The organism is Mesorhizobium sp. ANAO-SY3R2 (assembly GCF_042466635.1).
Lineage (GTDB): Bacteria > Pseudomonadota > Alphaproteobacteria > Rhizobiales > Rhizobiaceae > Aminobacter.
In genome coordinates, this window is record NZ_CP159955.1 from 1,206,418 (window position 1) to 1,227,779 (window position 21,362).

The 21,362-nt window shown below is 63.8% G+C and carries 21 protein-coding genes; 14 read left to right on the forward strand and 7 right to left on the reverse strand.

Features of this window, described 5'->3' with window-relative positions:
- Window positions 1–5 precede the first annotated feature (5 nt).
- The 6 genes from ABSY17_RS10530 to ABSY17_RS10555 are packed head-to-tail and all read left to right on the forward strand — an operon-like array spanning window position 6 to window position 6,117.
- Window positions 6–884, forward strand: coding sequence for a branched-chain amino acid ABC transporter permease (locus tag ABSY17_RS10530; protein ID WP_378950047.1), 879 nt, complete (start codon window positions 6–8; stop codon window positions 882–884).
- Complete coding sequence (locus tag ABSY17_RS10535; protein WP_378950049.1) at window positions 884–1,864, forward strand: branched-chain amino acid ABC transporter permease; 981 nt, start codon at window positions 884–886, stop codon at window positions 1,862–1,864. The genes ABSY17_RS10530 and ABSY17_RS10535 overlap by 1 nt, the downstream gene beginning before the upstream one ends.
- Window positions 1,861–2,607 carry an ABC transporter ATP-binding protein gene (locus tag ABSY17_RS10540; RefSeq protein WP_378950051.1) on the forward strand — a complete coding sequence of 249 codons (747 nt, stop codon included), beginning with the start codon at window positions 1,861–1,863 and terminating at the stop codon, window positions 2,605–2,607. Before ABSY17_RS10535 ends, ABSY17_RS10540 begins: the two co-directional genes overlap by 4 nt.
- 2 nt (window positions 2,608–2,609) lie before the next feature.
- A complete protein-coding gene (locus ABSY17_RS10545) occupies window positions 2,610–3,341 on the forward strand; it encodes an ABC transporter ATP-binding protein (protein ID WP_378950053.1) in 732 nt (243 codons plus the stop codon).
- A complete protein-coding gene (locus ABSY17_RS10550; RefSeq protein WP_378950055.1) occupies window positions 3,331–4,200 on the forward strand; it encodes an SMP-30/gluconolactonase/LRE family protein in 870 nt (289 codons plus the stop codon). Before ABSY17_RS10545 ends, ABSY17_RS10550 begins: the two co-directional genes overlap by 11 nt.
- 15 nt (window positions 4,201–4,215) lie before the next feature.
- The gene (locus tag ABSY17_RS10555; protein ID WP_378950057.1) at window positions 4,216–6,117 is read left to right on the forward strand and encodes a bifunctional sugar phosphate isomerase/epimerase/4-hydroxyphenylpyruvate dioxygenase family protein; all 1,902 of its coding nucleotides are present in this window, start codon (window positions 4,216–4,218) and stop codon (window positions 6,115–6,117) included.
- Between the two features lie 394 nt (window positions 6,118–6,511).
- On the opposite strand, the gene ABSY17_RS10560 is transcribed toward ABSY17_RS10555, so the two are convergent.
- Complete coding sequence (locus ABSY17_RS10560) at window positions 6,512–6,790, reverse strand: response regulator transcription factor (RefSeq protein WP_378950059.1); 279 nt, start codon at window positions 6,788–6,790, stop codon at window positions 6,512–6,514.
- Between the two features lie 662 nt (window positions 6,791–7,452).
- Here ABSY17_RS10560 and ABSY17_RS10565 point away from each other — a divergent pair.
- The 5 genes from ABSY17_RS10565 (at window position 7,453) to ABSY17_RS10585 (ending at window position 13,213) form a co-directional block, all read left to right on the forward strand.
- Window positions 7,453–8,571, forward strand: a complete 1,119-nt coding sequence (locus tag ABSY17_RS10565; RefSeq protein WP_378950060.1) for a redoxin domain-containing protein — start codon at window positions 7,453–7,455, stop codon at window positions 8,569–8,571.
- 44 nt (window positions 8,572–8,615) lie between these two features.
- The gene (locus tag ABSY17_RS10570; protein WP_378952577.1) at window positions 8,616–9,662 is read left to right on the forward strand and encodes an alpha/beta fold hydrolase; all 1,047 of its coding nucleotides are present in this window, start codon (window positions 8,616–8,618) and stop codon (window positions 9,660–9,662) included.
- A gap of 62 nt (window positions 9,663–9,724) precedes the next feature.
- Window positions 9,725–10,195, forward strand: coding sequence for a (2Fe-2S)-binding protein (locus ABSY17_RS10575; protein WP_378950062.1), 471 nt, complete (start codon window positions 9,725–9,727; stop codon window positions 10,193–10,195).
- Between the two features lie 2 nt (window positions 10,196–10,197).
- Window positions 10,198–12,369, forward strand: a complete 2,172-nt coding sequence (locus ABSY17_RS10580; protein ID WP_378950064.1) for a molybdopterin cofactor-binding domain-containing protein — start codon at window positions 10,198–10,200, stop codon at window positions 12,367–12,369.
- A gap of 19 nt (window positions 12,370–12,388) precedes the next feature.
- Entirely contained in the window at window positions 12,389–13,213 is an 825-nt protein-coding gene (locus tag ABSY17_RS10585; protein ID WP_378950066.1) for an alpha/beta fold hydrolase, read from the forward strand.
- 103 nt (window positions 13,214–13,316) lie between these two features.
- On the opposite strand, the gene ABSY17_RS10590 is transcribed toward ABSY17_RS10585, so the two are convergent.
- On the reverse strand, window positions 13,317–13,796 hold the full coding sequence (locus tag ABSY17_RS10590) for a tetratricopeptide repeat protein (RefSeq protein WP_378950068.1): 480 nt from the start codon (window positions 13,794–13,796) through the stop codon (window positions 13,317–13,319).
- 232 nt (window positions 13,797–14,028) lie between these two features.
- Here ABSY17_RS10590 and ABSY17_RS10595 point away from each other — a divergent pair, with 232 nt between their 5' ends.
- On the forward strand, window positions 14,029–15,726 hold the full coding sequence (locus ABSY17_RS10595; RefSeq protein ID WP_378950069.1) for an FAD-dependent oxidoreductase: 1,698 nt from the start codon (window positions 14,029–14,031) through the stop codon (window positions 15,724–15,726).
- Entirely contained in the window at window positions 15,726–16,031 is a 306-nt protein-coding gene (locus tag ABSY17_RS10600; protein ID WP_378950071.1) for a UBP-type zinc finger domain-containing protein, read from the forward strand. The genes ABSY17_RS10595 and ABSY17_RS10600 overlap by 1 nt, the downstream gene beginning before the upstream one ends.
- Window positions 16,032–16,246: 215 nt before the next feature.
- Here the strand turns inward: ABSY17_RS10600 and ABSY17_RS10605 are convergent, their stop codons facing one another.
- The 5 genes from ABSY17_RS10605 to ABSY17_RS10625 form a co-directional block, all read right to left on the reverse strand.
- Window positions 16,247–16,627 (reverse strand): nuclear transport factor 2 family protein, encoded by a 381-nt coding sequence (locus tag ABSY17_RS10605; protein ID WP_378950073.1) that lies wholly within the window; start codon window positions 16,625–16,627, stop codon window positions 16,247–16,249.
- A gap of 54 nt (window positions 16,628–16,681) precedes the next feature.
- On the reverse strand, window positions 16,682–17,002 hold the full coding sequence (locus tag ABSY17_RS10610; protein WP_378950075.1) for an SDR family NAD(P)-dependent oxidoreductase: 321 nt from the start codon (window positions 17,000–17,002) through the stop codon (window positions 16,682–16,684).
- Between the two features lie 71 nt (window positions 17,003–17,073).
- Window positions 17,074–18,366: an epoxide hydrolase family protein gene (locus tag ABSY17_RS10615; protein WP_378950076.1), complete on the reverse strand. Its 1,293-nt coding sequence runs from the start codon at window positions 18,364–18,366 to the stop codon at window positions 17,074–17,076.
- Window positions 18,367–18,815: 449 nt separating this feature from the next.
- Entirely contained in the window at window positions 18,816–19,241 is a 426-nt protein-coding gene (locus ABSY17_RS10620) for a hypothetical protein (protein ID WP_378950078.1), read from the reverse strand.
- A 339-nt stretch (window positions 19,242–19,580) separates the two neighbouring features.
- Complete coding sequence (locus ABSY17_RS10625; RefSeq protein ID WP_378950080.1) at window positions 19,581–20,324, reverse strand: SDR family oxidoreductase; 744 nt, start codon at window positions 20,322–20,324, stop codon at window positions 19,581–19,583.
- Window positions 20,325–20,422: 98 nt separating this feature from the next.
- Between ABSY17_RS10625 and ABSY17_RS10630 the strand changes: the two genes are divergently transcribed.
- Complete coding sequence (locus ABSY17_RS10630) at window positions 20,423–21,346, forward strand: cupin domain-containing protein (RefSeq protein WP_378950082.1); 924 nt, start codon at window positions 20,423–20,425, stop codon at window positions 21,344–21,346.
- Window positions 21,347–21,362 lie beyond the last annotated feature (16 nt).

Below are 21,362 nucleotides of genomic sequence, written 5' to 3' on the forward strand. Positions count from 1 at the left end.
GCGCGATGTCCCAGTTCCTGCAGGTCTTGTTATCCGGTCTCGCGACCGGCTCCATCTATGCGCTGGTTGCGATTGGCTTCACGCTTGTATGGCAAGCGGCCCAGACGGTGAATTTCGCCCAGGGCGAGTTCGTCATGGTTCCCGCCTTCTTCGTGCTCGTCGGCGTGAGCTATTTCGGCATGCCGCTTTGGCTTGCGCTGCTTTTCGGTCTTGCACTGTCGGTCCTGATTCTCGGTGCAGTCTTCAAGAAACTGATCGTCGAGCCGATCCTCCCGCACGGGGGAATTACACTGATTATCGCCACGATGGCGCTCGGCATCCTGCTCAAGGAGAGCGTCAAGGAGTTCTATGCCGCCGAAGCGCAACCATTTCCGGCGCTGTTCCCGACCGATCCGATCAATATCTTCGGCGCAGTGGTTTCGCTCCAGGATCTGTTCAATCTTGGCATTTCGCTCGGCGTCGTGGTGCTGCTGACGCTGTTCCTGAACCGGACGCGCACAGGCCGCTGCATGCAGGCTTCAGCGCAAAATCCGGCGGTGGCGGAAATCCTCGGCGTCAACGTCAAGCGCATGGTGCTCTACACCTTCTTGATTAACGCTGCTCTCGCAGCGCTGGCCTCGTTCCTGATCACGCCGGTCTATCTCGCAAAATTCTCGAATGGCGAGACGCTTGGCCTGATCGCCTTCATCGCCGCCATCGTCGGCGGCTTCAACCAGATCCGCGGCGCGCTTGTCGGAGGGCTGCTGATCGGCGTCCTCGATAATCTGACGGCAGCCTACGTGACGCTCGAGTACAGAGCCGCGCTGCCGCTGGTGCTGCTCATCCTGATTATCCTCGTGCGCCCCCAGGGCATCATGGGGACGTCCGAGGGGAGGACGGTCTGATGCAAAACCGTACCCGAAACATCTTGATCCTGCTGCTGATTGCGCTCGCTGTCGTGGCGCCGATCGGGCAGGGCAACTACATCATCTACGTCATGACCTCGTGGCTGATTTTTTCCATCGCCGCCATGGGGCTCAACCTGACGCTCGGCTACGCTGGCCAGATCTCGCTGGCGCAAGCATCCTTCATGGCGATCGGCGCCTATGTCACCGCGCTGCTCACGCTCGTCGGCTGGCATTGGGTGCTGGCGATGCCGCTCGGGCTTTTGGCCTGCTTCGTTGTCGGGCTCGTGCTCGGATATCCGGCGCTTCGGGTGAAGGGACACTTCCTTGCCTTCGTGACGCTCGCCTTCAATACGCTCGTCTTCCTGGTGCTGCGAAATGAAGAATGGCTCACCGGCGGCAGCTATGGCCTCGTCGGCATGCCGCGGCCGGACTTCGGTCTGTTCTCGACCATGAAGCAGTTGCACTTCTACTACCTCACGCTCGCGGTCACCGTTGTCGCTGGCCTTGCCATGTGGGGTATCGTGCGGTCGCCCTGGGGCCGTGCCTTCAAGGCGTTGCGCGAGAATCCGATCCGTGCCGAGAGCCTGGGCGTCGATACCCGCCGCATCACGCTGCTCGCCTTCGCCATCGGCTCGACCTATGGCGGACTGGCCGGTGCGCTCATCACGCCGCTTGTGCAGTTCATCGAACCCGGGTCATTCTCGGTCGTGCACTCCCTGCGCATCCTCCTCATGGTGGTGGTGGGCGGATCCGGCTTCTTCTTCGGACCTTTCGTCGGGGCTGCCGTCGTGATCCTGCTGCCGGAGTTCCTGCGCTTCACCGAGGGCTACTATCTCATCATCTACTCGGCACTCGTCATCCTGATGCTGGTCTTCGTACCGTCCGGCCTGATCGGCGTATGGGCCAGGATCCGAGAGAGATTCTGGCCGCGCCAACAGATCCGGGCCGACATGACCGAGGGAGCCAGCCTGAAATGAACACGCCGGTGCTTTCAGTCCGCAATATCGAGAAGAGTTTCGGCGGCATACGCGCGGTCCGCGACGTTTCCTTCGACGTCCACAAGGGCGAGATTCTCGGCCTCATCGGCCCCAACGGCTCGGGCAAGTCGACCCTGTTCAACTGCATTCTGGGCCAACTCGCGCTCGAAGCCGGGCAGGTGGAGGTGAACGGCCGCAACGTTTCCGGCATGCGCGCCTCCGACCTCAACAAGCTCGGCGTCGGCCGCACCTTCCAGCAACTGTCGGTGTTCCCGAAGATGTCGGTCCTCGACAACATCATCCTGGCGGGGCAGGAGCATCGCGGCACCATGCTGTCGCGCCTTTTCGGGCCGTCCGATGGCGGCCTGACGGCCGAAGCGGAAAGGCTCATTTCGTTCTTTCGCCTGACGCATCTGCGTGACACGCTGGCCGGTTCTTTGTCCTACGGACAACAAAAACTGGTCGACGCCGCGATGGCCTTCATGGCCGGGCCGAGCCTCGTCCTGCTCGACGAGCCGGCCGGCGGCGTCAACCTGACCATGCTGGCGAACCTGAAGGAGCGGCTCGTCGCCTACAATGCCGAGCACGGCACGACCTTCGTCGTGATCGAGCACAACATGGAGTTCGTGATGAGCCTGTGTACCCGCATCATCGTGCTCGCCGAAGGCGGCATCATCGCGGAAGGCACGCCCGACGAGATCAGGTCGAACCAGACCGTGATCGACGCCTATCTCGGAGGTTGAACATGCTCGAACTGAAAGACGTCTACGGCGGCTACGGCAAGATCACGATCCTGAACGGGGTTTCGTTCGCCATCCCACAGGCCTCGATCACCACGGTGATCGGCCCCAACGGCGCCGGCAAATCGACCGTGTTCAAGGCCATCTTCGGCCTGCTCAACATCCATTCCGGCCAGGTACTGCTGGACGGCAAGGACGTGACCCGGCAGACGCCCCGGCAGATGATCGCGCATGGCGTGACCTACGTGCCTCAGGGGCGGAATGTCGTGCCGCAGCTCTCGGTCTACCACAACCTCGAGCTCGGCGGCATCACCGCGCCGGACCAGGCCAAGGTGCGCCAGCGCATCGAGCAGGTCATGGACCAGTTCCCCATGCTGCGTCAGTTTCGCGACCGCAAGGCGATCGAGCTTTCCGGCGGCCAGCAGAAGCAACTGGAAGTGGCGCGCGCCCTGCTGCTCGATCCCAAGCTCATCCTGATCGACGAGCCGTCGATCGGCCTTTCGCCCAATCTGGTTCAGGAAGTGTTCCAGACGCTGATCCGGCTGCGTGACCAGGGCGTGACGATCCTGATGGTCGAACAGAACGCCAAGGCGGCGCTGGCCATGTCCGACTACGGCCTGGTGCTCGAACTCGGCCAGACGCGGATGCACGACAAGGCGGCCAGCCTTCTTGCCGATCCACGCGTCGGCCAGCTCTTCCTCGGCGGCCATGTCGAAGCTGCGGGCCATGCGAGCTGAGCCACTCTCCACCGTCGTTGCCAGGCTGGGCGAATGCCCGCTCTGGTGCGAGCGCACTGGAACTTTGTGGTGGGTCGACGTGCTGGAGCCGGCGCTATGGAGCCATGACGCGGCAACGGGCGCCTGCACGCGTCACCCGGTTGAGGCCCGGCGAATAGGATCGCTGGCGCTGCGGGAAGGGGGAGGGCTCGTTCTCGCCTGCGACAACGGCCTCTTCGCCTACGACCCGGCCACAGGGCGGCAAACCTTGCTGGTCGATCCCGAGCCCGGTGCCGTCGGCCATCGCAAGAATGACGGCCGCGCCGACGCCGCCGGCAACTTCTGGATCGGCACCTTGCGGGAAACCGACTATGCCCCGGTGGGGGTTCTCTACCGCGTAGCACCGGACCTTTCGGTCACCATGGCGGCACAGGAACTCGCCATTCCCAACTCGCTCGCATTCGATCCGGAGCGCGGCCGCATGTATTTCGCCGACACGCGTGCCTATACGATCTGGGCCTGTGACTACGATGCCGAAAGCGGGACGCTCGGCGAACGACGGACTTTCGCGACCACCGACGCGCCGGCACGGCCGGACGGAAGCTGCATCGATGCCGAAGGCCATCTCTGGAATGCCGAATATGCCGGCGGGCGCCTGGTACGATACAGCCCTTCGGGCGATATCTCGGGCGTCGTGGACCTGCCGGTGAGCCACCCGACCTGCTGCTGCTTTGGCGGGCCCGACCTCGACCGCCTTTACGTGACCTCGGCCATCGAACCGCTTTCGGCGGAGCAGCGGCGGGCGGAACCGCTGGCGGGCAACGTGCTTGTCCTCGATGCAGGCGTCCGAGGCAGGCCGGAATTTCGTGTCGCATTTTGAGCATTGGAGACAATCATGAAGACCTCGATCGCGACGGTTTCGATCAGCGGTGAGCTCCGCGAGAAGCTGGCGGCGATTGCCGCCGCCGGCTTCGACGGCGTCGAGATCTTCGAGAACGACTTCCTCGCCTTTGACGGCAGCCCGCGCGATGTCGGGCGCATGATCCGCGACCATGGGCTCGAAATCACACTCTTCCAGCCCTTCCGCGATTTCGAGGGCCTGCCAGAGCCGCAGCGCATGCGCGCCCTTGACCGGGCCGAGCGCAAGTTCGACCTGATGGGCGAACTGGGCACCGATCTGATGCTGGTCTGTTCGAGCGTTTCGCCGGCAGCGCTCGGCGGCATCGACCGCGCCGCCGCCGATTTCCGCGAGCTTGGCGAGCGCGCCGCAAAGCGCGGCCTGCGCGTCGGCTACGAGGCGTTGGCCTGGGGCCGGCATGTCAACGACCACCGCGACGCCTGGGAGGTGGTGCGCCGCGCCGACCACCCTTCGATCGGGCTGATCCTCGATTCCTTCCACACGCTGGCGCGCCGGACCGACGTGGAAACCATCCGGTCCATTCCGGGTGACCGCATCTTCATCGTCCAGCTTGCCGACGCGCCGCTGATCGAGATGGACCTGCTCTACTGGAGCCGCCATTTCCGCAACATGCCCGGCCAGGGCGACCTGCCGGTCGTCGATTTCATGCGCGCGGTGGCGGCAACTGGCTATGACGGCCCGCTGTCGCTCGAGATCTTCAACGATCAGTTCCGTGGCGGCTCACCGCGCTCGATCTCCGTCGACGGCCGCCGCTCGCTGGTCAACCTGATGGATCAGGTTCGCCGCGCCGAGCCAGCGCTGCAAATCCAGGTGCCGCAGATGCCGGACCGCATCGCGGTCGAGGGCGTCGAGTTCGTGGAATTCGTCGCAAGCGAGGACGAGGCCGTCGAACTCGGCCGGGTTCTGTCCAGCATGGGCTTTGCGCCGGCGGCGCGTCACCGCTCCAAGGAGGTGACGCTGTGGCGGCAGGGCTCGGCCGCCGGCGGCATCAACCTGGTCGTCAACACCGAACAGGAGGGCTTTGCGCACTCCTCTTATCTGGTTCACGGCACCAATGCCTATGCCATCGGGCTCAGGGTAGCCGACGCCCCGGCGACCGTCGCCCGCGCCCGGGCACTTGGCGCGGAGATCTTCGAGCAGACGCGCGGGCCAGGCGAATTGCCGATCCCGGCGATACGTGGCGTGGGTGGCGGCGTCATCTATTTCATCGACGGGGCGCTGGCCAATGTCTGGGATGTCGAGTTCGAGCCGCTTCCGACGCACCCGGCCGCGGATGCCGGGCTAATGCGCATCGATCATATCGCGCAGACCATGAACTATGAGGAGATGCTGACCTGGATCCTTTTCTACACGTCGATCTTTCGGGCGCGCAAATCGCCGATGGTCGATGTGGTGGATCCCGCTGGCCTGGTGCGCAGCCAGGTGATCGAGGGCGACGACGCTCGACTGCGCCTGACGCTCAATGGCGCGGAAAACCGCAAGACGCTGGCCGGCCATTTCATCGCCGAGAGTTTCGGCTCCTCAGTCCAGCATCTGGCTTTCGAGAGCGCGGACATCTTCGCGACCGCTGAAGCGCTCGAGAAGCTGGGCTTCGAGCGCCTCGCGATCTCGCCCAACTATTATGACGACCTGGAAGCCCGGCACGGCCTCGACGCCGCGCTGGCCGAAAGGCTGCGCGCGCTCAACATCCTCTACGACCGCGACGGCGACGGCGGCGAATATTTCCAGCTCTACGGCCCCGCCTTCAGCGAAGGCTTCTTCTTCTTCGAGATCATCGAGCGCCGCGGCGGCTATCAGGGCTACGGCGCGCCGAACGCGCCCTTCCGCATCGCCGCGCAGAAGCGCCACATCCGCCCGGCCGGCATGCCGAGGGCATGATACCCGTCCCGACCCGGGGTGCCGCCAAAGGGGCACCCTCCATTTCTCCGCCCTTTTTCGTTGGCAAATCTCCGGGCATGGGGGCGACGAGGAATGAGATGTCCCGCCGCCGAAAAACTGGAAATCATTCGGATTGCGGTCCCCTCAATGGTAAGGTTATCCAGGTAGAGGACGCCCACATATTCCTGTTGTAGGGCTGCACCGCGACGCTGCGAACTTCGGCTTTCACGAACGACCGCTTTCGGGAAGCGACAGTAGGTCGTGGAACGGCCGTGATGGGGTCGGTTGCGGAACGGCAGCTATCCGCTCTTGCTGGCCAGCAGCGGACGGTCCGGAACCGGCCCCCAAGCTGCCAAGCAGTTTGCGCCCCAAATCGGTCCTAGAGATCAGCTTTCTAGCTTCCTGAAAGCTGACATGGCTGGTTTCGGAACCGCGCCCGGGCGATGACGGAATGCGACTTGTTCAACAGGCCGGTGACCACCAGCGCCATGACCTCCTGCTCGCGGCGGCTGAGTGAGGCGTGACGGTCACGAAGCGCCTGCATCTCCATGTCCAGGGCGAGTGCGGTCCGGCTGCGCTCCAGTGCCAACTCTACCGCACCCAGCAGGATCTCGTCGCTGAACGGCTTGGTCAGGAACTCGACGGCCCCGGCCTTCATCCCACTGACCGTCATCGGCACGTCGCCATAGCCGGTGACGAAGATGATCGGGATGTCGGCGCGATCGACGGAGACGACCCTTGTTTGAACTCACCTGGAAGGCCAGGGAGGACAGCGCTGGGAAACCCTGTTCGATCGCGCCGCCCAACCGGATCAGGACATTGATGCCCGAACAGTGCCGGCAGGTCGGGGCGTTCCTCGGCAAGATGAGGGGACCTTGCAGTGTGAGCCGTGCACCCTGTCGTCCAGCCGTCCGTTGTGGTATTCTCCCCATAGGTATTTCCATGGACGGAACCATGGAGGGCTTGGGCTGAAAACATCGCCTGAGCCGCGGCGACGCAGTCGACCACACCGGAAACTTCAGCCAGCAACGGGAGAGACTACTCGAAGAGGAGTACGTCATAACTTCCACATCCATGGCGGCTACGCAGCGCGAAGCGTTTGCCGCTGCCCCTGGAGGTGCCAGCCTGTCCGCAGGGAAGGCCACTGCAGCCGAACAGAATTCAATTCGCCCGTTCACCGCCGAAAACCCATAGGAGGAGTTCATCGAACTGCGCCGGCCCGTGGCCGCCACCGAGTTGCGAACCGCGTTTCGGCCGCTGCGCTGACTGTTCCGAGGGCTCGGCGCGTCGAGCTCCGCCTTCGAGCAGCAGCATCCATAGCAGAAGGGATCCCGCATGGAGATCGACCACCTCTTGCTCGCCGCGATGGTCGTCATGGCGATCGCGGCACCAACGGCCGGCTTTGCTGCCGAAAGCAGCGCGCCGCGGCCGCCGCCAGCCGCCGGGATACGAGTTCCGTTCCTGCATGGGCTCTTCGCCGGTCGGGCTGCCAGTCGGTCCGAACTGGCCTCTCTCGATCTCGCCAACGACTGGATCAATTCGCCGCCGCTGACCGAAACCGATCTGCGCGGCAAGGTCGTCCTGGTCGATTTCTGGACCCTGACCTGCATCAACTGGCGCCGAACGCTTCCTTATGTCCGGGCGTGGGCCGACAAGTACAAGGACAAGGGGCTGGTGGTGGTCGGTGTCCATGCGCCGGAGTTCGCGTTCGAGAAGAGCGTCGACAACGTCCGCGCGTCCGTCAAGGCGATGCGAATCGACTATCCGGTCGCCGTCGACAGCAACCATCGCATTTGGGATGGCTTCAGCAACCAGTACTGGCCGGCGCTCTACTTCATCGACGCCCAGGGCCGCCTGCGACACCAGTATTTCGGCGAGGGCTCATACGAACAGTCGGAAATGGTCATCCAGGCACTGCTGACCGAAGCGGGAGCCACAGGACTGGACCGGACCCCGGTTTCGGTAAATCCGCAGGGCCTGGAAGTGGCCGCCGATTGGCGCAACCTGATGTCGCCGGAAAATTACGTCGGCTACGAGAAGGCCCAGAATTTTACCTCGCCCGGTGCGGCGACCAGGGACAAGCCGCGCGTCTACGATCTGCCGGCAAAGCTGCCGCTGAACGGATGGGGGCTTTCCGGCGACTGGACGATTAGGAAGGATGCCGCCCTGTCGAATGGAGCTCGCGGCAAGATTGCCTACCGTTTCCACGCCCGCGATCTTCATCTCGTCATGGGACCGGCAGCATCGGGAAGCCCCGTGAGGTTCCGCGTGCTGATCGATGGTGGTCCGCCGGGACCGGCCCATGGAAACGATGTCGACGAGCAAGGCGTTGGCACCGCGAGCGAGCAGCGACTGTACCAGTTGATCAGGCAGCCGCCACCGATCGGCGACCGCGAAGTCGAGATCGAGTTTTTCGATCCAGGCGTGGAGGTGTTTGCCTTCACCTTCGGTTGATCCGCCCCGCGGCGAAGACCTGGGAAGATATGCAAATGCGCATGATTTCCGATCCCATCGACCGTCGCCGCTTCTTCGGGCATGCCGCAGCGGCGCTTGCGGCCGTCCAGCTCGAGCGAATGGCTTCCGCGAGTGCTCAGCCCGCCGCCGTGCAGCCCACGTCCCCGCGGGCCGGGCCGGGTTCGGACACGTCGTTCGGGCAGCTGAAGCAGATCGACGCCGGCGTGCTCAACGTCGGCTATGCTGATCTGGGGCCGGCCGATGGCCCACCGGTCATCCTGCTCCACGGCTGGCCCTACGACATCCACACCTATGCGGATGTCGCGCCCATCCTGGCGTCGAGGGGATACCGCGTCATCGTGCCTTATCTGCGCGGCTACGGCATGACGCGCTTCCTGTCGGCCGCGACGATGCGCAACGGTCAGCAGTCGGTGGTCGCTGCCGACATCATCGCGCTGATGGACGCGCTCGAGATCGGCAAAGCCACGATTGGCGGCTGCGACTGGGGCGCCCGCACGGCCAACATCATGGCCGCGCTTTGGCCGGAGCGCTGCAAGGCGATGGTCTCGGTGAGCGGCTATCTCATCGGCAGCCAGCAGCTTGGCAAGGTGCCGCTGCCGCCGAAGGCCGAGCTGCAGTGGTGGTACCAATATTACTTCGCCACCGACCGCGGCCGCTCCGGTTACGCGATATACACGCGCGATTTTGCCAGGCTGATCTGGCAACTGGCCTCGCCGCAATGGAACTTCGACGACGCCACCTTCGAGCGCAGCGCCGCCGCCTTCGACAATCCGGATCACGTGGCGGTTGTCATCCACAACTACCGCTGGCGTCTTGGACTGGTCGAAGGCGAGGCACAATTCGACGGACTGGAGGCGCGGCTCGCCCAGGGGCCTGTCATCGGCGTGCCGACGGTCACACTGGAGGGCGACGCCAATGGTGCGCCGCATCCGGACGCGAGCGCCTATGCCAGGATGTTCTCGGGCAGATACGCGCACCGCGTCATCACCGGCGGCATCGGCCACAACCTTCCCCAGGAGGCGCCCCAGGCCTTCGCCGAGGCGGTGATCGACGTCGACACCGATTGTTAGCACCACCAAGGGGGCACCAACCGGTGACCACCGGACCCACGCGGAATGGAAAGGGAAACAGCATGGCCTTTACCATCGAGATCAACGGAAAGCCGCACAGCGTCGATGTCGACGATGACACGCCATTGCTATGGGTGCTGCGCGATGTGATCGGCATGACCGGCACCAAGTTCGGTTGTGGAATGGCGCTGTGCGGCGCATGCACCGTACATATCGACGGCGTCGCGACCAGGTCCTGCATCACGCGAGTCGACAGCATCGGCGGGTCGAAAGTGACGACCATCGAAGCCATCGGCGCGACCCCTGCCGGGGCCGCAATCCAGAAGGCCTGGCTCGATCACCAGGTCGTGCAATGCGGCTATTGCCAGTCCGGGCAGATCATGTCGGCGGCGGCACTGCTGGCGGGTAATCCAGATCCGAGCGATGCCGACATCGACGAGGCGATGAGCGGCAATATCTGCCGTTGCGGCACCTATGTCCGCATCCGCGAGGCGATCAAGCTCGCCGCGCAAGCCGGCAAGAATGGAGGCTGATCATGGCTCGCGCTCGCACACCCTCCGACGACCACAATCTGTCCCGCCGCAACTTCCTGGTGATCAGCGCTGCCGCCGGTGGCGGGCTGATGCTTGGTCTCGCGCTGCCATTTGGCCGGGGGGAAGCCGCTGGTTCGGCCGATTTCGTTCCCAACGCGTTCATTCGTATCGGTCGCGATGGCGAAGTCGTCATGACCATGCCTTACGTCGAGATGGGGCAGGGCACCTACACCGCGATCCCGATGCTGATTGCGGAGGAACTCGAGGTCAACCTGGCGCAGGTTCGCCTGGAGCATGCCCCACCGAACGAAAAGCTCTATGCCAACCCGTTGCTCGGCGTGCAGGCGACCGGCAATTCGAACGCGATACGCGGCGCCTGGAAAGCCATGCGCGAGGCCGGTGCGGTCGCAAGGACAATGCTGGTCGCGGCGGCAGCCGCGCGCTGGGGCGTCGATCAGGCGGCCTGCCGCGCGCAGGACGGCGAGGTGATCCATGTGCAGACGGGCCGCCGTCTTCGCTATGGCGACCTGGCCGCCGAGGCGGCAAAAATGCCCGTTCCCGAAAATGTGCCGCTCAAGGCTCCCCGGGATTTCAAGCTGATCGGCACCCCTGTCAGACGGTTGGATGCGCCGGGCAAGGTTGATGGGACGGCGGTCTATGGCATCGACGTCCGTCCGGAGGGCGTGAAGGTCGCCACCCTGGCGCAGTCGCCAGCCTTCGGTGGCCGCGTGAAGAGCGTCGACGATACGGCGGCCAAGGCCGTCAAGGGCGTGCATCAGGTCGTCCGGCTCGACGATGCGGTGGCCGTCGTCGCCGATCACATGGGCGCCGCGAAGAAGGGCCTGGAAGCGCTCAAGATCGAGTGGGACGATGGCCCCAATGCCGGGCTCGACACGGAGCAGGTTGCCCGTCAGCTCGAACAGGCAACGCTCGGGTCCGGCGCCGTGGCGCAGAATATCGGCGATGTCGCAAAGGCAATGGCGAGCGCCGTGACCAAGGTCGAGGCGAGCTATGAGGTGCCGTTTCTGGCGCACGCCGCGCTCGAGCCGATGAACTGCACGGTGCATTTTCGCAAGGACGAGTGCGAAATCTGGATCGGCAGCCAGGCCGTGGCCCGTGTCCAGCGTATGGCCGCCGAGGCCCTGGGCCTGCCGCAGGACAAGGTCATCGTCCACAATCACCTGATCGGCGGCGGCTTCGGACGTCGCCTGGAGGCGGACGGCGCTGTCCGCGCCGTCCAGATCGCCAGCCATGTCGACGGCCCCGTCAAGATCGTGTGGACCCGCGAGGAAGATATCCAGCACGACATGTATCGGCCCTACTGGTTCGATCGGATCTCCGCAGGACTGGACGGGGAGGGCAGGCCGGTTGCCTGGTCCAATCGCTTCGCCGGGTCCTCGGTCATCGCGCGATGGCTTCCCCCCGGCTTCAAGGGCGGCCTCGATCCCGACACGACGGAAGGCGCCATCGATCTGCCCTATGACCTGCCGAACTTCCATGTCGAATATGTGCGCGTCGAACCGCCAGGCATCCCGACGGCCTTCTGGCGCAGCGTCGGTCCCTCCCACAATGTCTTCGTCACCGAGAGCTTCATCGACGAAATGGCGGCGGCGGCGAAGCAGGACCCGGTCGCCTATCGCAGGGCGCTTCTTTCCAACTCGCCGCGGGCGAAGGCGGCCCTCGATCTCGCCGCGGAAAAGGCTGGCTGGGGGGAGGTAATGCCGAAGGGAAGAGGGCGGGGCGTTGCGCTGCAATTCGTGTTCGGCAGCTACCTGGCCCAGGTCGCCGAAGTCGAGGTGTCGCAGGATGGCGCGGTTCGTGTTCATCGCGTGGTCTGCGCGGTCGATACCGGCACAGCCGTCAATCCCGACACCGTACAGGCGCAGGTCCAAAGCGGGATCATGTTCGGCACCACCGCGGCGCTCTACGGCGAAATCACCCTGAAGAACGGGCGCGTCGAGCAGACCAACTTCGACACCTACCAGATGCTCCGCATCAACGAGGCCCCGGCGATCGAAGTGCACGTCGTCAAAAGCGAGGAGCCTCCCGGGGGATTGGGCGAGGCCGGGACTTCGTTGATCGTCCCGGCGATCGCCAATGCCATCTTCGCCGCGACCGGCAAGCGTCTGCGCAAGATGCCGGTCGATCCTCAGATGTTGCAACAGGCCGGTTGAACCGCAATGGAGGCGCGAAATGAACACGATCACGACCAGTGACGGCACGGAGATCTTTTACAAGGACTGGGGCACGGGTCAGCCAATCGTCTTCAGCCATGGCTGGCCGCTCTCGGCCGACGATTGGGACACGCAGATGCTGTTCTTCCTCAGCAAGGGATTCCGCGTGATAGCTCACGACCGGCGAGGCCATGGTCGCTCGACACAAACCAGCGACGGCCACGACATGGATCACTACGCCGATGACCTGGCAGCACTCACCGCCTATCTCGACCTCAAGGATGCCATCCATGTCGGCCACTCCACCGGAGGCGGCGAAGTCGTCCACTACATAGCGCGCCATGGCGAAAGCCGGGTGGCGAAGGCCGCGATCCTGAGCGCCGTGCCGCCGCTCATGGTGAAGACGGAGGCCAATCCTGGCGGCTTGCCGAAAGATGTATTCGACGGCCTCCAGGCGCAAGTGGCCGCTAACCGGGCCCAGTTCTATTATGATTTCGCGGCCGGGCCGTTCTATGGCTACAATCGGCCTGGTGCGAAGCCTTCACAGGCGGTGGTCTGGAATTGGTGGCGCCAGGGCATGATGGGCGGCGCCAAGGCACACTATGACGGCATCGTCGCCTTCTCTCAGACCGACTTCACCGAGGACTTGAAGAAGATAACCGTCCCGGTGCTGGTGATGCATGGCGATGACGACCAGATCGTGCCGTATGCCGATTCCGCCCCGCTGTCGGCAAAGCTGCTGAAGAACGGCACCTTGAAGACCTACAAAGGCTTCCCACACGGCATGCCGACCACCGAGGCTGAAACGACAAACGCCGATTTGCTCGCCTTCATCAAGGGTTGATGCGCCGTCTTTGAAGATCGTTCCCGAGTGCCATAATCCACACCCGGGAAAGTGCGTCGCGGCCTTCAGCAAGCCGCGATGCATTGGCAAACGTTCTCGGCGACTAGGCGCCCCGGCTCGAACAGGAAGGTTCCTGACGCGTTCTCTCTCCCTCTGCGCACTGCGACGTGATCGCCTGCACCTGCTTGACCGCACGGCGTGTTGGACGATTGGCGACATTCGCGCGTGCGGGTTCAAGCGCGCGCCTTCGATCTTTGCCGATACCGGCGTAGAACTCCGCGGCATGGTCGGCAAAGGCGTATAAGTGTCTTTCCAGAAGGTGTTCGAAGCCCGACCGAGCAGTCTCAAGCTGGATCTCAGCTTCTTCGAAGCGCTGTTGCGCGATCAGCACGTCTGCAAGACGCCAATCAACCTCCGGGTCGCGGCTCGAAAGCGCCGGGATGAGCAACGCCTCCGCATTGGCGGGTTGACCCTGGCTTGCGTAGATTTCCGCCAGGTGCACACGCGCCTTTGCGTAGGCGGGGAAGTAAGCAATGGCGCGGTGATACCAAACGATGGCGAGATTGGGATTTTGCTCGGGCACGAGTTCTCCCCACAGAACGCCAAGAAAAACGGCGGCGAACCCATCCTAGATGCGGGTCAGATTATTGAGGAGAGCGGGCAATAATGCTGCCTGCGCTCCTCAATCCTACCCCGTCGCCGACTGAACGAGAGACGGTTGCGTGGACGGTCGGCGAGAGCCGGCGCTCCCGCCCCCCACCGATGGCGACAACAAGCCACTTCAAACCTCGCCACTGTAGCGGTACGATCGTCACATGGCTCCTGCTGCAAGCTCGACCATCGACGCCCGTCGTGACCAGATGTTTCCCGTTCTGGCCGATGCGGATGTCGAGCGCATGCGCCGCTTTGGCGAGGCCAGATCCTATGCAGCCGGTGAACGTATCGTCACGGCCGGCGAGGTGTCGCCCGGGCTGATCGTCATCCTGTCGGGCAGGGCCGACCTCACGCAGGATGGCGGATTAGGGCAGCGCGAAGCGATCATCACCTGCGGCCCGGGAAACTTCATCGGCGAATTGGCGCAGCTTTCGGACCGCCCCTCGTTGGTAAATGCCGAGGCAACCGAACCAGTCGACGCCGTTGTCATTCCGTCGCAGCGTCTACGGGACCTGATGGTGCAGGAGGCCAGTCTCGGCGAGCGCGTCATGCGAGCCCTGATCCTGCGCCGCGTCGGCCTCCTGGAGAGTGGCATCAGCGGGCCGATCATCATCGGCCCGCACGGCAACGGCGATGTGCTGCGGCTGCAGGGCTTTCTGACCCGCACCGGCTTGCCCCACCGTGCCCTCGATTCCGACACCGATCCTTGCGCCAAGACCCTGATCGAGCGCTTCCACATCGATCCGCACCACCTGCCGATCGTGCTCTCGCCAAACGGCAAGCTGTTGCACAATCCGCGCGACAACGACCTCGCCCGCTGCCTCGGCCTGCTGCGGCCGGTGGATGCCAACAAAGTCTATGACGTGGCCATTGTCGGCGCAGGCCCCGCGGGGCTGGCAGCCGCGGTCTATGCGGCCTCGGAAGGGCTTTCGACGATCGTGCTCGACTGCCGCGCCTTCGGCGGGCAGGCAGGCGCTTCCTCGCGCATCGAAAACTATCTTGGCTTCCCGACCGGCATTTCGGGAATGGCGCTGATGGCGCGCGCCTACAACCAGGCACAGAAGTTCGGCGCCGAATTGGTGATACCCGACGAGGTGAAGCTGCTCAGTGCCGCTGCCGAGAAATCAGGCGCCCGCTACGCGCTCGATGTGGGTGACGGCGAGACCGTGCGGACGCGCACCGTGGTGATCGCCAGCGGGGCACGCTATCGTCGCCTCGAGATCCCGAACCTGGCGCAGTTCGAGGGGGCGTCGGTGCACTATTGGGCTTCGCCGATCGAGACACGGCTTTGCGAGGGCAGGGAAGTGGCCCTGGTCGGCGCCGGCAATTCGGCCGGTCAGGGGGCTGTCTATCTGGCCAGCCATGCGAAGAAGGTGACGCTATTGGCGCGCCGCGGCAGTCTCGATGAAACCATGTCCCGCTATCTGGTCGAGCGGATCGCGGCACAGCCGAACATCGAGGTACTAACAGAGACCGAGATCGAGGCGCTTGAAGGTCATGGCGGCAGTCTCGACAAGGTGCGCTGGCGCAACCATGCCACCGGGAGGGAAACGACACGCGCCATAAGTCATGTCTTTTTGTTCATTGGCGCCGACCCGAACACGGACTGGCTGGTGAACTGCGACGTGGCACTCGACGCCAAGGGCTTCGTGCGCACCGGACCGGATCTGACGCCGACGACCGGCCTGCTGGAGACAAGCCGTCGTGGCGTGTTTGCCATCGGCGACGTCCGCTGCGGCTCCATCAAGCGTGTCGCTGCCGCCGTCGGCGAAGGAGCCCAGGTGGTGGTGGCGCTGCATGCCTATCTTGCGCAGAACGGCGGCCGCACCGTTGTGCCCGAAGTGGCGAGGAGACCGTGATGGATGAATGCAGGCATACGAGAGACATCAAGGACGTCACGCCGAGCGCACTCGGCTGCGAGGAATGCCTGAAGAGCGGATCGGCATGGGTGCATTTGCGGATCTGCCGTAGCTGCGGCCATGTCGGCTGCTGCGACGACTCGCCCAACCGACACGCCACCAAGCATTTTCACGCGACCCGCCATCCGATCATTGAGGGCTACGACCCGCCGGAAGGTTGGGGGTGGTGCTATGTCGACGAGGTGTTCATCGACCTCGGTGACCGCACCACAGCGCAGAACGGCCCGATCCCGCGCTTCTACTAGCTTTGGTCGGACCTTCGGATGGCATGGGATTGGATTGTGTCACGCCCTCAATCGATGCACTTCCATGCACGCTAGCGCGAAAGATTTCGAGGTACGGAATGCGGGCGATCTGCGCGCAGTGGGCGCCGTGGGGGCCAAGCACGCCTAGCTTTACCTTGGCCGTGAAGTCGATACTTGGATCCCGAGGCCGAGCAGGGCGGTTCCGGTATGGGTGTTTAGCCATGCTCAGGCCGCGGAAGTTCGTCAAAGAAGAGATAGATGGCGGCAATCTTGCCGTCCCGGACGATCATGAAATCGGTTCCGGCGTAAGCCGGCGGCTTGCCAGGACTGCCCGACACCCAACGGACCCGACCGCCGTCGCCGCTCTCTTCAGGCGGCGAAAGCGGCTGATACCGGAAGTCAGGATGAGTAGCCTTGATCGCGCCCGCAATGCGGTCGATCTCGTCGCGGCCTAGGTAAATGCCATCGTTGGGGTCGTAGAACACAGCGTCTTCGTGGAAGATCTCATCGATCGTTGCGCGCCGACGCACGGGGTCAATCTCACCGAACACGTCGTGGAGATTGCGAAGCAACAAGGTCGATACCGTGTGAGACATGGCTTTTCTCCGTTTGGTGCCGAGTCCGGCTTGCGCTGCCCCGTCTCGCTCTCCCTACCTTCTCATCAATCCATCCAAGCGAACGGATGGGAGCCTCGTAGCGCTTGCCAAACCCCCAAACAGATTGTGGAAGAATGACTGCAGGGAAGGCGCATCGTTGGCGTCGAATGCGGCGACGTGCTCAGTGCCGACCGCACGCGCCGCTTGCTCCAGTCGTTGGCGATCGCGCCACGTGACGATGACATCGGCACCCTCAGTTCGAACGCGCCTCGCAGTTTCAAGCCCGATACCGGAGCTGCCCCCGATGACGACAACTGTTTGGCCTCGCAGCTCCCGTTCGCGCCCGCTGGGTTCGTCGTTGATTGCGGGTGACATGGCTCCTCCGCTGGGTGGTGAGATCAGCCAATATGAGCCGGCGACGGACCGCTCAACTCATCTCATTTCGGCTACCGCAGTGGCCGGAAGGCCGCCCGCAGCTCAGCCGAGAAGAGCTCCGGCTCCTCCCACGCGGCGAAGTGGCCGCCCTTGTCGACCTCGTGGAAATAACTGAGGTTGCGATAAGCGCGCCGGGCCCAGGTCTCAGGGGCCTGGTAGCTCTCGCCCGGAAAGACTGTGATGGCAACCGGCAGCGAAATCTCGGACGTCTTCTGAGCGGCCGCAAAGATGGGGCTTGCCCCGGCGTGCTCCCAGTACAGCCGTGCCGCCGAGGTCGCAGTGCCAGTCACCCAATAGAGCGTGATGTCGTCCAGCACCTCATCCGGCGATTTTTCGGGATCGCTGCTGTCGTATGTCCAATTCGTGAAGCCTGGATGGCCGAGCATCCACGCCGCGAGCCCAGCTGGCGAGTCCGTTATCGAATAGCCGATCGTTTCAGGCCGGCTGCCCATCATGACGGCGTAGGATCTGTTGCCTTTTCTGGCGGCTGAACTGAGAGCGTCAAACGCTGTCCGTTCCTTGTCGGATAGCCCCGTAGGTGCCGGTCCGCCGGCCGCGAGCACTGTGGCGATCTCAGGCGGCACGACCGCCGGCAGGTTGATGTGGATGCCAAGCAGACCAGCGGGGGCCTGGCGCGCCATGGCGCCGGAGACAGGAGAGCCCCAGTCGCCACCCTGGGCGACGTAGCGGGTGTAGCCCAGGTGGTTCATCAACTCCACCCAGGTCTTTGCGATGCGGTCGACACCCCAGCCGGCGGCCGTCGGTTTGCCGGAGAAGCCATAGCCAGGCATTGATGGCAAGACGAGATCGAATGCGTCTACGGCGGCTCCACCATGGACAGTCGGGTCCGTGAGCGGGCCGGCAGCCTTGAGAAGCTCCAACACCGAGCCAGGCCAACCATGCGTCATGATCAGCGGCAGGGCTTTGGGATGCTTCGAGCGGATATGGATGAAGTGGATATCGAGGCCGTCGATCTCGGTTATGAACTGTGGTAGCGAGTTCAACTTGGCTTCCGCCTTGCGCCAATCGTAGCTGGTGCCCCAGTATTCGACGAGCGGCTTGAGCTTTTCGAGCCGAATGCCCTGGGACTGGTCGCCGACGGTCTCGCGCTCGGGCCAACGTGTGGCAGCGATGCGCCGACGAAGTTCATCTATCTCGGCTTGCGGGACGTTGACCGTGAAGGGGCGGATCGCTTTGTCGGCCAGTGCCTCGCGTAGTGCTCCGGGGACCAAGCTGATGGCGCCGGCGGTGGCTGCGGCGGCGAGGAGTTCGCGGCGGGTAGGAGAAAGCGAAGCTGCTGACATATCATCCTCCTGCGCGGTCAAAGTAGCACTGCAACTAGTGCCGCGCGGCGCTATGACAATCAGGCAAGGAAGCAATCACTTCCTACTGCGCGCCAAACTGGATGCCCGTGCGAGCTGCGCCTCCGCGTAACGATGTCGGCTGCTATCCACGCGGACACCACCGAACTCCAGGGCAGCCACGTCATCGCCAGGACCAAGTCGCGCGAAATGGCCGACGTGATCATCAAGGCCGCGAGGTCAATCCACTGAACCAACGGTTTCCGATGACTACCCTGCAGGCTGAACAGGGAGGGTCCATCGACTCCCACCTGGTCAGTCGCTTTGGTCTCGAGTGTCAGTTGGCGCGCCCGAACGTATTGGCGTCCAGTGGATGGTCCGAAAGCGCTGGACTAGGTCTTGGGGACTGGCCGCGACAACCCTGTTGGGCGGCGAGCGTGACAGTTTGCAGGCTAAGACTTTGCCCTGTTTGCCTCTGCGCGGGCAACAATGGCGTCGTAGACGGCCAGTTCGGCTTGGTCGATCGATGCGACGGCGTAGTCGATTGCCAGCGAAGCCTCCATTTCCAATGCCTTGGCGTGATTTTCGGCGTGCTTGACGTCCATCTCATGCTTTCGTTCGGCAATGTTCGCCTTGAGGGCCGCCTTGTCCGCGTTGATCTTCGCCTGCACCGCCTTCCATTTTTCGGCGAGGGCGCTGCCGACGGCGTGCATGTCCTGATTCACTTTCGCTATCGAGGCCTCCACGGTGGCGCGCGATTGCTCCCTGCGAGCGACGATCTTGTCGTGGGCTTCCTTTTGCGCGGCGGCAATATGGTCTTCGGCCTCTTTCGCATGTGCAGACATCTCGGCGAGACTTTCGGACAGCAGTTTGGCCATGGTCGTTCTCCCTTTCGGGTTTAAAGTCCCAACGAAGAGATGTAGCGCGCCGCGTCACCCCTGGAAGAGTGGGCACTGTTCAAAAGCATTGTTCCAATCACCTTAGGCGAGAACGCAGGCTGGCGCTGCATAAAGCTCCGCCTTGGGTGACGAGGATGGCATCCCGGCAGATGTCATTCCCAGCCAGGCCGCTGCGGACAGTTTCTGGCGCGAGCGCGACCCACGGGAATTGTCGCCGAGGCGATTGGGCAATGCTGGCCGAGCGCTGGTCCAGCAGCAAACGGGAGGGCTTCGGGGCACCGATCAAAGCGACACCTAGATGATCGGTGCCAAAGCACTTTAGGCCACATGAGCGAGGGCAACGGCGTCGGGGCCTGCCGGATAGTGCAGACGGTCCGAGGCGTCCGTGGCTGCTTGCAGCACCGCCGCGGCCACGTCGCTTTCCTTGGTCGTCAGCGCCGGGTGGGCGAATTCGGCAAAGATGGGGCGCGCGAAATCCGCATAGGCCTCGGGGATCAGCTCCACAACAGGAATATCGGTGTTGGCCGTGAACCGCGTCGTCGGCGCATAGCCGGGCTCAACCAGCTTGGCCCGCACACCGAAGGCGCCCAGTTCATGCGCCAGTGATCCGGTGAAGCCAGCGATCGCCTGCTTGCTGGCCGTATAGGCTGCCGCCAGCGGCATTGATGCAAGCGTCACGCTGGAGGTGACGTTCACGATGACACCCGAACGGCGTGCCCGCATCTGCGGGATCACCGCCTGTGTCATCGCCATGACGCCGAAGGTGTTGGTCTCGAACACCTTGCGCACATGCGACATCGGCGTCGCCTCGAATGCCCCGACCACGCCGATGCCGGCGTTGTTCACCAAAACGTCGATTGGCCCCGCCGCCTCGATCGCCGCCGCGATGCTTTCAGGGCTGGTGACGTCAAGCGGCAGGATGCGGACGCGCTCGGATTGGGGAAGCCCTGCCTGGCGCGGGTTGCGCATGGTGGCAATGACGCTCCAGCCACGCGCGTGGAAGTGACGGGCGGTTTCCAGCCCATAACCAGACGAGCAGCCGGTGATAAGGACGGTCTTCATGTCGGTCTCCTGTGTTTGAAGTTGACGCGTCCGATCTTACGGGCATCATCAGGACTATCCTCAATCAGCAGTCCAAATTCTGTTGGCGTTAGTCCGAGATGGCCGATCCGCTTTCCGAGGTGATCCAGCTTCTGCGACCCCGCGCCGTGTTCTCGAAAGGGATCAGCGGCGCCGGTCGCTGGGCGGTGCGCTATGCCGAGTTCGGACAGCCGGGCTTTTGCGCTGTGATCGAGGGGCGATGCCGCCTTTCCGTCGATGGCGAGGCGCCGGTCGTCCTCGAAGAGGGGGACTTCGTTCTGCTGCCTGCCACACCGGCCTTCACCATGTCCGGTTTCGACCCCGCGCCTCCATTGCGCATTGACCCGAAGTCAGCAGCGCCACCCGAGGCGGAGATCCGCCACGGTCGGCAGGCGGGTCCACCAGACGTCCGGCAATTCGGTGGCTATTTCTCCTTCGGCTCTCCCGACGCGGCACTCCTGGTCTCGCTCCTGCCGCGCATGATCCACATCCGCGGCATTCCGCGTTTGACCCAGTTGGTGCGTCTGGTCGGCGAAGAGGCGGCATGCGACAACATCGGGCGCGACCTCATCCTCGAGCGCCTCGTGGAAGTCCTATTGATCGAGGCCCTTCGGGCCGCCCCCGTGCAAGAAGCCCAGGCAAGCCTCCTGCGCGGCTTGGCCGATCCCCGCATCGCCGCCGCCCTGCGCCGGATGCACGGCGATGTCGAACGGTCCTGGACCATCCCGGATCTTGCGCGCGAGGCGGGCATGTCCCGTTCCGCCTTCTTCGACCGCTTCCTCCGCATGGTCGGGGTTCGTCCGATGGAGTATTTGCTCTCCTGGCGCATGGCCGTCGCCAAGAACCTGTTGCGCGACGGAGGGATGGCGCTCGACGAGGTCGCCAGACGCACCGGCTATGGCTCTGCAAGCACGTTCAGCACAGCCTTCAGCCGCCATGTCGGCCTGCCGCCCGGCCGCTTCATGAGACGCCTGGAGACGCAGGCGTTTACTGCGAACAGATGATCCATCCGTCATGGTG

Excerpts from the sequence above, each read along its gene's own strand:
- ABSY17_RS10530 (WP_378950047.1), top strand. The coding sequence starts at position 6 with ATGTCCCAGTTCCTGCAGGTCTTGTTATCCGGTCTCGCGACCGGCTCC.
- ABSY17_RS10535 (WP_378950049.1), top strand. The coding sequence starts at position 884 with ATGCAAAACCGTACCCGAAACATCTTGATCCTGCTGCTGATTGCGCTC.
- ABSY17_RS10540 (WP_378950051.1), top strand. The coding sequence starts at position 1,861 with ATGAACACGCCGGTGCTTTCAGTCCGCAATATCGAGAAGAGTTTCGGC.
- ABSY17_RS10545 (WP_378950053.1), top strand. The coding sequence starts at position 2,610 with ATGCTCGAACTGAAAGACGTCTACGGCGGCTACGGCAAGATCACGATC.
- ABSY17_RS10550 (WP_378950055.1), top strand. The coding sequence starts at position 3,331 with ATGCGAGCTGAGCCACTCTCCACCGTCGTTGCCAGGCTGGGCGAATGC.
- ABSY17_RS10555 (WP_378950057.1), top strand. The coding sequence starts at position 4,216 with ATGAAGACCTCGATCGCGACGGTTTCGATCAGCGGTGAGCTCCGCGAG.
- ABSY17_RS10560 (WP_378950059.1), bottom strand. The coding sequence starts at position 6,790 with ATGACGGTCAGTGGGATGAAGGCCGGGGCCGTCGAGTTCCTGACCAAG.
- ABSY17_RS10565 (WP_378950060.1), top strand. The coding sequence starts at position 7,453 with ATGGAGATCGACCACCTCTTGCTCGCCGCGATGGTCGTCATGGCGATC.
- ABSY17_RS10575 (WP_378950062.1), top strand. The coding sequence starts at position 9,725 with ATGGCCTTTACCATCGAGATCAACGGAAAGCCGCACAGCGTCGATGTC.
- ABSY17_RS10580 (WP_378950064.1), top strand. The coding sequence starts at position 10,198 with ATGGCTCGCGCTCGCACACCCTCCGACGACCACAATCTGTCCCGCCGC.
- ABSY17_RS10585 (WP_378950066.1), top strand. The coding sequence starts at position 12,389 with ATGAACACGATCACGACCAGTGACGGCACGGAGATCTTTTACAAGGAC.
- ABSY17_RS10595 (WP_378950069.1), top strand. The coding sequence starts at position 14,029 with ATGGCTCCTGCTGCAAGCTCGACCATCGACGCCCGTCGTGACCAGATG.
- ABSY17_RS10600 (WP_378950071.1), top strand. The coding sequence starts at position 15,726 with ATGGATGAATGCAGGCATACGAGAGACATCAAGGACGTCACGCCGAGC.
- ABSY17_RS10605 (WP_378950073.1), bottom strand. The coding sequence starts at position 16,627 with ATGTCTCACACGGTATCGACCTTGTTGCTTCGCAATCTCCACGACGTG.
- ABSY17_RS10610 (WP_378950075.1), bottom strand. The coding sequence starts at position 17,002 with ATGTCACCCGCAATCAACGACGAACCCAGCGGGCGCGAACGGGAGCTG.
- ABSY17_RS10615 (WP_378950076.1), bottom strand. The coding sequence starts at position 18,366 with ATGTCAGCAGCTTCGCTTTCTCCTACCCGCCGCGAACTCCTCGCCGCC.
- ABSY17_RS10620 (WP_378950078.1), bottom strand. The coding sequence starts at position 19,241 with ATGGCCAAACTGCTGTCCGAAAGTCTCGCCGAGATGTCTGCACATGCG.
- ABSY17_RS10625 (WP_378950080.1), bottom strand. The coding sequence starts at position 20,324 with ATGAAGACCGTCCTTATCACCGGCTGCTCGTCTGGTTATGGGCTGGAA.
- ABSY17_RS10630 (WP_378950082.1), top strand. The coding sequence starts at position 20,423 with ATGGCCGATCCGCTTTCCGAGGTGATCCAGCTTCTGCGACCCCGCGCC.